Genomic DNA, 12,074 nt, shown 5'->3' on the forward strand with positions numbered 1-12,074 from the left:
GTTGGTGTTGGGTTGATGTCAAGCAACACAAGCGACTGATCTAGCGTCCTAGCATTTTATCGCGCAGTTGCTTGATGCGATCGCGCAATTTTGCTGCCTCTTCAAATTCTAATTTCTTTGCTGCTTCTTTCATCTGAGTTTCTAATTGAGTAATCAACTCAGGAATTTGTTCTAACGGCAATTCTCCTATCTGTTCTTGTACAGTTGCTAAATCTGTGGCATTTAACCTTCTAGAAATATCTAAGAAAGATAAAATTGCATTACTTGATTTTTTCACAATCGGCTGTGGTGTAATTCCGTGCAGTCGATTATATGCCATTTGAATTCCCCGCCGCCTGTCGGTTTCTTCAATAGCTTTAATCATGCTATCTGTTAAATTATCGGCATATAAAATCGCTTGTCCTCGGATATGACGCGCGGCTCTCCCAATAGTTTGAATTAAGGAACGTTCAGCACGTAAGAATCCTTCTTTATCAGCATCCATGATTGCCACTAAGGAAACTTCCGGCAAATCTAAGCCTTCCCGCAGTAAGTTTACACCCACTAAAACATCAAAGTTGCCTTCGCGTAATTCTTGTAAAATCTCAATGCGTTCAATGGAATTAATTTCTGAATGTAAATAACGCACACGAATGCTATGGTCTTGGAGATATTCTGTTAAATCTTCCGCCATGCGTTTAGTTAACGTGGTAATTAATACCCGTTCTTGACGGTCTATTCTGTCTTGAATTTCTGCTAATAAATCATCAATTTGTCCTTCGGTGGGACGGACAAAAATTTCTGGATCAATTACTCCGGTAGGGCGAATTACTTGCTCGACAATTCTATCTTCAGAAATTTCTAATTCCCAATTTCCAGGGGTAGCAGAAACGAAAATACATTGATTGACTTTCGTCCAAAACTCTTCAGCTTTTAAAGGTCGATTATCAGCCGCACTAGGCAATCTAAATCCATGTTCAATTAAGACTTTTTTTCTGGCTTGGTCGCCGTTATACATCCCGCGAATTTGGGGGACAGTAACGTGAGACTCATCAATTACTAATAGCCAGTCTTTGGGAAAATAATCAATTAAACATTCTGGTGGTTCTCCAGCTAGTCTGCCTGCTAAGTGACGGGAATAATTTTCTACGCCGTTACAATAACCAACTTCCCGCAACATTTCTAAGTCGTAGCGTGTGCGTTGGTCTATACGCTGTGCTTCTACTAATTTACCGGCTTCTTCGAGTTCGGCTTTGCGTTGTTTTAATTCGGCGGCGATATCTTCACAGGCGATTTCTAAGCGTTCCTCTGGGGTGACAAAGTGACGCGCTGGGTAAATATTGACGGCTGATAAACTGTGGAGAATTTCCCCTGTAACTGGGTCAATATAGCGAATTGCGTCAATTTCATCGCCAAAGAATTCTACCCGAATAATTCTATCCTCGTAGGCGGGGCCGATTTCTAGCACATCACCACGGACACGGAAACGTCCCCGTCCCATTTCTAGGTCGTTGCGACTATATTGTACTGAAGTTAAATCCCGTAAAATCTCGCGTTGATTGACTTCCATCCCTACTTTTAAGGGGATGGCGGCTTTGAGATATTCGGAAGGGATACCCAAACCATAGATACAGCTAATTGATGCTACAACAATTACGTCACGCCGTTCAAATAGCGATCGCGTGGCTGAGTGACGCAGCATATCTATTTCGTCATTAATGGCTGCTGTCTTCTCAATATATGTATCAGTAACGGGAATATAAGCTTCTGGCTGATAGTAGTCGTAGTAACTGACAAAATACTCCACAGCATTCTTTGGGAAGAATTCCCGCAACTCATTACAAAGTTGTGCAGCTAGGGTTTTATTGTGCGCCAAAACTAAAGTCGGCTTACCCACCTTCTCAATGACTGCGGCGATGGAAAATGTTTTACCTGTTCCCGTCGCGCCTAGTAAGGTTTGATAACGGTTATTTGCTTCTATGCTAGCAACTAACTGGGCGATCGCTTGCGGTTGGTCGCCAGTCGGACTAAAGGGAGCTTGCAGACCAAATTCTGTCATACATTTGTACTAAAAAATACCCTATTTCATAGTAGCGTTAGGGATGGGATCTGGGGGTGTAAGGGTGTAAGGGTATAGGGAACACAAGCGTTATCCTTATTCCCACGCTAGTATTTTGCTTTGAGTTCAATCCAAAATTCCCAGTCCCCAATCCCCAATCCCCAGTCCCTTTTCAATTCAGTAATTTTATTTTACAAAAATTCGCAGTTTAAATTTACTTATGTATCAGTTTTGAAGATACTTATATCTATGCAAGGTTATTTAAGGTTAAACTCTCTTATATAGGAAATATTTTAAGCTTTCCTTAAATATTGTAAAGTCAAGTTAAGAAACCAGAGGTGTCTAGTTATGACCATCAGCAGTAATGGCAAAACGGTCAGCCCTCGGCAAAGACGTGCCAAACTTAAAGGAGAAACAACGGTGGAAGTTGAAAATAACCAAGGTCATAGCTCGAATCAAGAACAGGTCGAAAAAGGTGCTAATCTGCCAGTGGAGATAGAAAAGTCCAATAAACAAGAGGTGGTAGGGAAATTAGCCGTTGCAGGCGATCGTCCCATTACTAGTAGTGATTTAGAAGTATCTCACACATTTTCAAGTGCTGGGTTACGTCCCATAGGAGTTAGTCATTTGGAAGTTGTTGAAACAATGAATGTGATGGGAATTCGTCCTATCGCTGCTAATACAATTCAAGTTGTTGACAGTATTAATTTGTCAGGAGTTCGTCCCATCTCTTCTAGTGCGCTAGTCATTTCCAGCAGCTATTCTGTGATGGGTAATCGTCCTGTGGCTTCCAATGATATTGATGATTCTGAGAATCTGATGGGTTTTATAGACTAGAGAAACAAAGAATCTGCTTAATTTTAATCAATCTATTATTAACCCAGTTACTTCTATTAAGGAACTGGGTTTTTGATTTGTTTGTATTGATGATTTTCAGAAATCAAATATGATTCCTATATATTAACTAAATATAGGAATCCGACTTGATTATTGAAATGATTTGCGTAGATAGGGAACAGGGAACAGGGAACAGGGAACAGGAAAAGAAGTAACAGAGGTGTACTGAGCTTTTTTCAGAAATCAAATATGATTCCTATATAACAGGTTAAATAATTAAAGGTTTGTAGTGAGGACTTTAGTCCTTTTCTGATAACTAAAGTCCTCACTACGAACCGAATCATCGTATTTTTATATTGCTTAAATATACCTCATTATGTCTTTGTGCATAGATGAATAATATATCTTGTGGTGGAAGATTTGCGAAATATATGAAGCTAAATTATATATTGTTGCAGGCAAACAACATCAGGTCAATTCATAGTAATTGCTTGGAAAAATAATTTTCTTGCAGCTAATTGTAGGAGTGAAACATGAATTTAGAAGAAAGAGCAAAAGCTACCGCTAAAAACATCGAAGGTAAAGTTCAAGAGGCAGTAGGAAACATTACTGGTAATCCTCAAGACCAAGCTGAAGGACAAGCCAAGCAAGCTGAAAGCCAAGTTCGTCACACCATCGAAAATATCAAAGATGAAGTGAGAAAAAATCTTGACTAGATTAATCAATTAATCTCAAATTTTCTTTATTGCTTGAGAAATAATTTCACATCACAATAATTTAGGAGTGTATTATGAGTTTAGAAGATAAGGCAAAAGCCACAGCTAAAAATATCGAAGGTAAAGCTCAAGAAGCTTTAGGAAATGTAACTGGCGATCCCCAAGATCAAGCGGAAGGAAAAGCCAAGCAAGCTGAAAGTGAAGTTCGTCATACCGTTGAGAATGTCAAAGACGAAGTGAAAAAAAAGCTTGACTGAAGCTAGTTTTATATGGTCGGTTGAAGGCTCTCCTTAGTTGGTAGGAATCTAGTAGCTACTGTAGAGATATGTATCTCATATCTCTACATTTCTAAGCTGTAATTATTTTAAATTAAACCCTATAATACAGCAGTTCAATCCCTATTAGAGAGGCAAAAAGCTTCAAAATAAATTGCAAATATAGCGGTCGAAATCAATAAAATCTAAAAAATATCAGATAAATAATCTAGTTTAGAAACACGATAAATTGTGATTCTAAATTCAAAGATATATAGCTGAAGCGATAAGAGGAGTAAAAATATGAACTTAATAAAACAGAGTCGCAAAATTTTAACGACTTTTGTTTTAATTGCAGTGTTGATGATAACTACAGCTTGTGCTGGTGGAACAATAACACAAAGCGATCGCACTACAACACCACCGGCAATTGGCAGAAGTGTCACCTACTCAGAATTAGAAAGAGGTAACACCCCAACAGGACAAACTTTTGGTAATTGGGTTGTACAAACATCTAAAGGATTAGTTCAAGATGCTTATGTACGCGACAACAATAAACTAGGTGTTGTCATTTCTCCTCAAGTGCGTCCTAACGAAGTGAAACCTTTAGCTAAATCTTTAGCACAAGGTTTTCGGAAAAATTTCCCTAACCAAGATTTAACAGTTTTAGTTTACGGCCCCGATAGAAAGTTGATTTTGACGGCCAAATACGATACTCAAACCAATCAAATTCAGTATACCTAACAGAGTTCGTAGCCAGGAATCAAGTCCTGAATACAAACTTTTAAGACTAGAAGGAGATGAAGAAAGTGACTAGCAGCGAAGAATATAGACAGCAAATCATGAGAGATTTGGCTGAAGGTGATGTTGACTCTTTAGATGATACTGGTGCTGAGTACGAAACTTTTGATGATTTTGCTCAACGAACAACACCAGATCAACGACGTAATTTGTTCAGTCGTTCCTTACAGCCAGAACGGATTCCTCCCAGTCAATTAGAGCCGGATTTACAAAAAGCGATCGCACAAATCAAACCCAACGAACGCGATGATGTCGCACGCGCCTTTTTCAAACATTTGAAACAAAGGGGTTTAGACGAACGCCACCTAGAACAGCAATTAGGACTTTCGACACACCACGCTAGCCGCATGAATGCTGATGATGTCAGCAGGCTTGCATCTTTCGCCTACCACAACCACCCCGACATTTTCCGGGAAGTTTTAGCAGAACAACCAGGGATTATTAAATTCCTGAGCAATCCCGTAGTTGCAGGAATTATTGGTATTGCAGCCGCTAAGTGGTTGGGTAGTCGTAAATAAGTTTAGAGTTCAGTAATAGCATGGTGGGGTAATACCCACCTTTTTTAGTATTACTTTTTTTCACTAGTAAAAATATTTGTATAAGCTTACACAATAAATATTCTTTCACATTTCAAAGCAGATATCCTGTATTAGTAAAAGTATATTTAACTTAATATTAATTAAATTAAATCTTGACCAAAAAAATTTATAAAAAAAACAATTTTATGCAGTTTTTTTTATCTCAAAAAATAATTTAACTTTAGGTAAAAATTGCTAGTTATATATAGTTAATTATCAAAAATTTTACTAGTCACTGTATATTAAAAATCATCAGAAGATTTATGAATATGAGTATACACATTAAATATTTCCTAATTTAAAGTTTTATACTCTGTGCATTTTTGAGATGCTCAACTCATATCTTCGCGCATTAATACCCATTAATCACCTAGTAGCTTTTAATATTTTATGAAGATGTCTTACTTTTTGAAAGTTGGTATTTTTCTATTAACAAACTGTTTAGCAATCACAACTCTTATATCTAGATCCGATGCTGTTGCCGTAACTCTTGTGTCCAGAGGTCAATACATGGCTCAAAGTGTTAAAACAGCGAAGCAGTTAGACAAGTCTTGCAAGAAACTATCCCGTTGGAGAGGATTTCTTTGTAGAGCTGGACTTGTTGTGATCGACCCAGAAAGTGCGACCATTTTTGATGGCCGTGTGACTTTTAAGTATAATCCATCATATTTAGAAATAGGGAGCTTCGGATGGTTGGGTGAATTTGGTGCTGATCCTACAATACCAGCACCACCAGTTAATCAGGATTTTGATTATAATGATGTAGTTTTTCAATCACCCAACCAAAATCTGCAAAAAGCTGAAGTTGTTGATAATTTTGAAAAAGGTGTTTTTCAGGTTGACTTTTCTTGGGGAAGTAATGGGTTTAAGCCAGCAAGCGAACACTTTAATTACTTTGCTTTTGAAATTATATCCCCACTCACTTATGATTTTGTAACAGTTCCTCATGGAACAGGAAAATTGACGCAATTATTGGGAGATGTAGATGAGGGGGTGAATGCTTCTACCTTTGTAACTTGTATACCTGCCGGAGAAGATGAAATCCAATTATGTGGCAACGATGAGTTACCGCCTGATATAGATATTATACCAGTCCCAGAACCCAATAATATGCTTGGGATAGGCATTGCTTTAGGCTTTGGTACAGTTTTGAAAAAAAACTATTCTAGGAAGCGGAAAATCGAAAAAGCTATTTAGTTGAAACATTTTCCTGAGCGAGCGTCTCTTCATAAGCTTAATAGCTAAAACTATTGGTGATCCCACAAATAGATAATGAATAGATAACAAAAAGTTAGAGTAGGAATTCTCCTACTCTAACTCTATTTATGGTCTTTCAATTAATACAACACTATTAACAGATTTAAACCTTCGCTAATTCTGGTGTGGGGCGTTTGCTGTTACGAATGTTGGTAATTGCTTCCGCGTAATCTTTAGCGTTGAATACAGCAGAACCAGCCACAATTGCATTTGCGCCGGCTTCTAAAACTTGCCAAGTATTATTTGCTTTCAATCCGCCATCAACTTCAATCCAAGGATCTAAACCACGTTCATCACACATTTGACGCAGTTTGCGGATTTTGGGTACAACTTCGGGAATAAAGCTTTGACCACCGAAACCAGGGTTAACGCTCATAATTAATACTAGGTCGCACAGTTCTAGAACATATTCAATTAGTTCTAGAGGAGTACCAGGGTTAAGTACAACCCCAGCCTGCTTACCGAGTTCTTTGATTTGTCCCAGAGTGCGGTGCAAGTGTGGAGAAGCGTTATGTTCACAATGTACAGAAATAATATCTGCACCTGCTTTAGCGAAACCTTCTACATACTTCTCAGGTTCAACAATCATCAAGTGAACATCGAGAGGTTTTTTGGTCACTGGACGAATCGCCTCCACTACCAGAGGGCCTATTGTAATATTAGGTACGAAACGACCGTCCATTACATCAACGTGAATCCAATCAGCTCCAGCTGCATCTACAGCCCGAATTTCATCACCTAAACGACTAAAGTCGGCTGATAGGATAGATGGAGAAATAACAATGGGTTTTTCAGATCGGTTTTGGGTCATGGCTAGTGGGTTTTTAAGCGTCCTCGTCTGTAGGCATTGTAACAAAATACTGTAACAAAATATTGAGAACTCTGAAAATGATCATTGATAATTATTGATTGTTGACCGGTGACTGAGTAGACGAATGAGTGCTGAGTGCTGACTATTGACTATTGACTATTGACTATTGACTATTGACTATTGACTATTGACTATGACTAAAAAACTAACTTGGATATTCTGGGGATTCGGTGCTTCGGTTTTGAGTTTGCCGGTGTTGGCTGTGGCTGTACAAAGTTCTTTAGGAACTAATGGTGTTGATGCTTTGAAGTTACATCAGGCTCCTTATAATTTATCGGGACGGAAAATTGCGATAGGTCAGGTGGAAATTGGTCGTCCGGGGATGTTTGGTTGGGATAAGGCGGTGTCTAAAAATCGCGCTGTTTCGTTGGCGGCGGTTTTTTCACGCAATGCTCCAGCTAAATCTAATAATGGTGTTGACCCCCACGCTTACAATGTGGCTGGCGTTATGGTCAGTAGGGATAAGGCTTTGCCTGGAGTCGCTCCACAGGCGAGACTCTATTCTACTGCTGTAGGTTCTACAAAAAATACGGGTCAACCAGAAGAGTGTCTATCAGCTCAACACATTGCTTTGCAAAATGGCGGTGATGTTCGTGCTATTAACTTTAGTTTTGGCGAACCTTTGAACCGCGACCCCCGGCCTGATGCTACTTTAGACGGCAATGCTTTATTGACGCTATGTGTTGATTGGTCTAGTCGTGTGCATGATGTTTTATATGCGATCGCAGGCAATCAGGGTAAAGGTGGTATTCCTATTCCTACAGATAATTTTAACGGAATCAACGTGGCTTTTTCATCCCGTCGGGGAGGGATTTTTAATAAAGTCGATGTTTCTAATCTGGCTGGTTTAAATCAAGGGGTGAGTGGACGACTAGCGGGTAGGGAATTTAATTTGGATGGACGGCGTGCTATAGGTATAGTTGCACCTGGGAGTAATATTCCGGTGTTGAATCCTGATGGCAAATTAAATAAAGTCACAGGTACAAGCTTTGCTGCGCCTCATATTACGGCTACTGTGGCTTTACTCCAAGAATTTGGCGACAGACAATTACGCAAAAAACAACCCAATTGGAGTGTTGACAGTCGTCGTCATCAAGTGATGAAAGCTGTGTTGATGAATTCCGCAGACAAAATCCAAGATAAAGGTAACGGTTTACTTTTGGGGATGACGCGGACTTTGATTGATAAACAAAATCAAGATTGGTTAGCTTCTGATGCTTACCAAAACCCCAAAGTGCCTTTAGATGCTCAAATGGGAACGGGTCATTTAAATGTTTCTCGTGCCTATCAACAATTTAGTGCAGGTCAATGGCAACCGACAGCCGCTATACCCTCTCTTGGTTGGGATTATCGACAGGTAGATGTTAATAATGCTGTTGATTATACGTTAGCAAAACCGTTAAAGCAGGGAAGTTATGTTTCTATCACTTTGGCGTGGGATCGTTTAGTCGAACTCAAGGATGCTAACAATAATCAAATGTATGATGTGGGAGAAAAATTTAGCGATCGCGGTTTAAATAATTTAGACCTTTATCTAGTCAAAGCCGATGCCCAAACTACCGATACAGGCGCAATTTGTTCTTCAATTAGTGAGATTGATAGCGTAGAACATATTTTTTGCCCTGTACCTGCTAACGGTAACTACAAAATTCGTGTACAGTTCCAAAAACAAGCCAATGAACCAACTCAAGCTTATGCTTTAGCTTGGTGGACGGTTGGGAATTAGGGGACTGGGGACTTATCAATTCAAAATTCAAAATTCAAAATTCAAAATTAAAGAAGGATTGGGGACTGGGGACTGGGGATTGGGGACTGGGGAGACAAGGACGACAAGGGAGATTTTAGTCCTATGCCCTATGCCCAATTTCCGATGAGTTTTGTTCTTTCCCTGTTCCCTGTTCCCCGTTCCCTTTTTTTGTCATTCTAAATACAGTTTATTTTTAGAAAATGTATTCTAAATTTATTTACTTTTAGTGAGTAAATCTACTAACGGTTCAATCTGTCATCATTGAATTTTGCCGCAAAATTACCGTTACCAAAACTGTAACCACAGGGTATTTAAATTGTTGTTAGTGCAGAATTTAGATATTGAACACAGCATTAACGTCAGTTTTTGGTAAACAGATAGAAAATTTCGGCACACGAGGTAGTACAATGAATCGGCAGAAATTCAGTGGTGTGAAAAGAAGTTTCCTGCAAAGACGTTACGCTGTTAGCTTAGGAAGACGTTATGTTTTAGCAGCAGCTAGCGTGGTTTTGTTTGGGGTGTTAGGTTGTTCCCAGGTAAATGATAATACCAGTGCGCTAGCACAATCTGAACTATCACCCACAGCTTCATCAGTGCAAAAAAAAACAGTAATTCCCGATACAAAAGTTATCTCTGCTAATAATAAGTTTGGCTTCAAGCTATTTCAGGAAATCTCGAAACAAGAGGATAACACTAAGAATATCTTTGTGTCGCCGACTAGTATCGCGATCGCTTTGTCCATGACTTACAATGGTGCTAGCGGCTCGACTCAGCAAGCAATGGCTAAGACTCTGGAGTTACAGGGTATCAATCTGCCAGAACTTAACTCTGCTTATGCTTCACTCCATCAGCTGCTCAAAAATCCTGATCAAAATGTCCAATTGCAGATTGCTAACTCATTATGGGCAAATCAAAACGCTAGTCTGCGTCCAGAGTTTATTCAAAAGGCCAAAGATTTCTATCAAGCTCAAGTCACAAGTTTAAATTTTCAGGATGCTGCTACCCCGAAGACGATTAACAAATGGGTGAAAGATAATACCAAGGGTAAAATTGACAGCATTGTTGACAAAATAGAACCGAATCAAGTTCTATTCTTAGTGAATGCCATATATTTCAAAGGTCAATGGAGTGAAAAATTTGATGTCAGTCAAACTAAATCCCAGCCTTTTTACATCTCCTCAACTCAGCAAAAACAACACCCAATGATGTCACAAAAGGGTGAATATAAATACTACGAGAATGAACAATTTCAGGCTGTGAGTTTGCCTTATGGTCAAGATGGTAAAGTGAGTCTGTACGTTTTTCTACCCAAGTCAAACTCTAACCTCAAAGCCTTTTCTCAAAACTTAAATGCTGAAAATTGGGACAAATGGATGTCTCAATTTAGACAGCGTGAAGGCTCAATTAAATTACCCAAGTTTCAAACAGACTACGATATCACCCTCAATGACGCATTAAAGGCTTTGGGTATGGGTGAGGCTTTTACTGAAAAAGCTAACTTTTCCGGTATGGGTCAAAATCTGGCTATCAGTCAGGTGAGACATAAAACTTTTGTAGAAGTCAATGAAGAAGGTACAGAAGCTAGTGCGGCTACTTCTGTGGGGATAGTGGCTACATCTATCAGACAGCCAGAAACACCATTTAATATGGTTGTTGACCGTCCCTTCTTTACTGCCATTCGCGACAATCAAACAGGTAGTATCTTATTTATGGGTGCGATCGCTGACCCAACTTAATCTAGTTTACCGTCGTCCCGCTAGGATTTGTTCAGCATTCAAATCCAACTGCCAAAAAGTTGCAGAAATGATCCGTTCTTGTTCTTGAAATACCACCGCATTATAGAAACCTACGGCTAGGGTGCATACTGTTACAATCTCTGGAATTGGGTCAACAATCCCGTATTCAGGAATTTCCAGAACAGCATATTCAGAATGCCTAGTTTTTTAGTGGTTGCAGTCATAGCGATCGCCATCCTCATGAATGCTTAGATGAAGTTATTCTTAGTGATTAACACAAATAATTAATTACAGTATTTTGCTATTTTTATCTCAATTATGTTTTCTGTTATTATACCTGTTTCGTAACCATTGATAATTAAGCGCAGCGTTAGGACGCTAGTACACATTTTCTCAGGATTTGCTACGTAATAACTGAGAAATCTAGTGCTGATCCTCAAAATTGTGACTGTCGGCTAAGTGTTACATAATGTGACGCGTAACCAATCCTTTTGCATAAAACTTACATATTGCACTGAATAAATATAAAGAGTTTTATTTTTGGCACAAAACTCGTACCTATACTTCTGTATTTTTTACATTTACTGAGTTGAGAAGTTAGTTTACGGAGTGACAAAAATAACTTGCACAATCTGATGTTGTACCAAACTATTATGTCTGAACATCGATCACAAAATATTCAGGGCAAGTATTTAACACCATTTCAACGCAAATTATTAGAAAAGAGTTTGCAAGAAAATCTTGCGACATCTTACCGCCAGCGCATTGAAATTATGTTATTGGCAGATGATGGTAAATCACAAACTGTAATTTGTCGGAGATTGGGTTGTTCTCCTGCAACTGTGAGACATTGGATGCACATAGCGCGCGCGGGTATGGCTCATCAATGGCAAGATTGTCCTATTGGTCGTCCTAAAACAGTTAATGATCAATATATTGAAAGATTAAGAGAATTAGTTAACAGTAATCCCCGTGATTATGGCTATCCTTTCCGACGTTGGACAGCTAATTTTTTAGAGAAACATTTAGCCAAAGAATTCGGTATAGAAATCAGCGATCGCCACATCAAACGCTTGCTCAAACAGATGGGTTTATCAACTATTCCCAGAAAGAATCAACCACAAGATCAACCAAGTCAGCCAAGTGGTGGTTCAAAAATTTTAATTGGTAATTTAGAAAGTAAAACCACTGCTGAAAACACTAATTTTCTCTTCACACAATTAGAGCAAGCTTGAGTTA

Annotated in this window: 11 protein-coding genes; 9 read left to right on the forward strand and 2 right to left on the reverse strand. The window is 38.9% G+C overall.

Translation table 11 applies throughout. The features are described 5' to 3' along the window. Positions 1-40: 40 nt before the first annotated feature. Positions 41-2,038: an excinuclease ABC subunit UvrB gene (gene uvrB / locus ACQFX9_RS02085; protein WP_427160490.1), complete on the reverse strand. Its 1,998-nt coding sequence runs from the start codon at positions 2,036-2,038 to the stop codon at positions 41-43. A gap of 348 nt (positions 2,039-2,386) precedes the next feature. Between uvrB and ACQFX9_RS02090 the strand changes: the two genes are divergently transcribed. The 6 genes from ACQFX9_RS02090 (at position 2,387) to ACQFX9_RS02115 (ending at position 6,421) form a co-directional block, all read left to right on the forward strand. After that, positions 2,387-2,875, forward strand: coding sequence for a hypothetical protein (locus tag ACQFX9_RS02090; protein WP_236142311.1), 489 nt, complete (start codon positions 2,387-2,389; stop codon positions 2,873-2,875). A 533-nt stretch (positions 2,876-3,408) separates the two neighbouring features. After that, positions 3,409-3,591 carry a CsbD family protein gene (locus ACQFX9_RS02095; protein WP_103140096.1) on the forward strand — a complete coding sequence of 61 codons (183 nt, stop codon included), beginning with the start codon at positions 3,409-3,411 and terminating at the stop codon, positions 3,589-3,591. A 74-nt stretch (positions 3,592-3,665) separates the two neighbouring features. Then, positions 3,666-3,848, forward strand: coding sequence for a CsbD family protein (locus ACQFX9_RS02100; protein WP_427160491.1), 183 nt, complete (start codon positions 3,666-3,668; stop codon positions 3,846-3,848). 300 nt (positions 3,849-4,148) lie between these two features. Then, the gene (locus ACQFX9_RS02105; RefSeq protein ID WP_427160492.1) at positions 4,149-4,589 is read left to right on the forward strand and encodes a hypothetical protein; all 441 of its coding nucleotides are present in this window, start codon (positions 4,149-4,151) and stop codon (positions 4,587-4,589) included. A gap of 65 nt (positions 4,590-4,654) precedes the next feature. Next, the gene (locus ACQFX9_RS02110) at positions 4,655-5,164 is read left to right on the forward strand and encodes a hypothetical protein (RefSeq protein WP_427160493.1); all 510 of its coding nucleotides are present in this window, start codon (positions 4,655-4,657) and stop codon (positions 5,162-5,164) included. A 570-nt stretch (positions 5,165-5,734) separates the two neighbouring features. After that, positions 5,735-6,421 carry a PEP-CTERM sorting domain-containing protein gene (locus ACQFX9_RS02115; RefSeq protein WP_427160494.1) on the forward strand — a complete coding sequence of 229 codons (687 nt, stop codon included), beginning with the start codon at positions 5,735-5,737 and terminating at the stop codon, positions 6,419-6,421. A gap of 163 nt (positions 6,422-6,584) precedes the next feature. On the opposite strand, the gene rpe is transcribed toward ACQFX9_RS02115, so the two are convergent. Further along, positions 6,585-7,292, reverse strand: coding sequence for a ribulose-phosphate 3-epimerase (rpe, locus tag ACQFX9_RS02120; protein ID WP_103140099.1), 708 nt, complete (start codon positions 7,290-7,292; stop codon positions 6,585-6,587). Positions 7,293-7,485: 193 nt separating this feature from the next. Between rpe and ACQFX9_RS02125 the strand changes: the two genes are divergently transcribed. The 3 genes from ACQFX9_RS02125 to ACQFX9_RS02135 all read left to right on the forward strand — a co-directional run bounded on the left by ACQFX9_RS02125 (position 7,486) and on the right by ACQFX9_RS02135 (position 12,070). Beyond that, positions 7,486-9,078: a S8 family serine peptidase gene (locus ACQFX9_RS02125; RefSeq protein WP_427160495.1), complete on the forward strand. Its 1,593-nt coding sequence runs from the start codon at positions 7,486-7,488 to the stop codon at positions 9,076-9,078. A 428-nt stretch (positions 9,079-9,506) separates the two neighbouring features. Next, positions 9,507-10,835, forward strand: a complete 1,329-nt coding sequence (locus ACQFX9_RS02130) for a serpin family protein (RefSeq protein ID WP_427160496.1) — start codon at positions 9,507-9,509, stop codon at positions 10,833-10,835. A gap of 653 nt (positions 10,836-11,488) precedes the next feature. Next, positions 11,489-12,070, forward strand: a complete 582-nt coding sequence (locus ACQFX9_RS02135) for a helix-turn-helix domain-containing protein (RefSeq protein ID WP_427160497.1) — start codon at positions 11,489-11,491, stop codon at positions 12,068-12,070. Positions 12,071-12,074: the final 4 nt, after the last annotated feature.

Source organism: Aliinostoc sp. HNIBRCY26, from assembly GCF_050235535.1.
In the GTDB taxonomy this organism is placed as follows: Bacteria; Cyanobacteriota; Cyanobacteriia; order Cyanobacteriales; family Nostocaceae; genus Trichormus.

Coding starts and splice junctions, on each gene's coding strand:
- rpe (WP_103140099.1), bottom strand. CDS start 7,292: ATGACCCAAAACCGATCTGAAAAACCCATTGTTATTTCTCCATCTATC.
- ACQFX9_RS02135 (WP_427160497.1), top strand. CDS start 11,489: ATGTCTGAACATCGATCACAAAATATTCAGGGCAAGTATTTAACACCA.
- ACQFX9_RS02130 (WP_427160496.1), top strand. CDS start 9,507: ATGAATCGGCAGAAATTCAGTGGTGTGAAAAGAAGTTTCCTGCAAAGA.
- ACQFX9_RS02095 (WP_103140096.1), top strand. CDS start 3,409: ATGAATTTAGAAGAAAGAGCAAAAGCTACCGCTAAAAACATCGAAGGT.
- ACQFX9_RS02100 (WP_427160491.1), top strand. CDS start 3,666: ATGAGTTTAGAAGATAAGGCAAAAGCCACAGCTAAAAATATCGAAGGT.
- ACQFX9_RS02125 (WP_427160495.1), top strand. CDS start 7,486: ATGACTAAAAAACTAACTTGGATATTCTGGGGATTCGGTGCTTCGGTT.
- ACQFX9_RS02105 (WP_427160492.1), top strand. CDS start 4,149: ATGAACTTAATAAAACAGAGTCGCAAAATTTTAACGACTTTTGTTTTA.
- ACQFX9_RS02115 (WP_427160494.1), top strand. CDS start 5,735: ATGGCTCAAAGTGTTAAAACAGCGAAGCAGTTAGACAAGTCTTGCAAG.
- uvrB (WP_427160490.1), bottom strand. CDS start 2,038: ATGACAGAATTTGGTCTGCAAGCTCCCTTTAGTCCGACTGGCGACCAA.
- ACQFX9_RS02090 (WP_236142311.1), top strand. CDS start 2,387: ATGACCATCAGCAGTAATGGCAAAACGGTCAGCCCTCGGCAAAGACGT.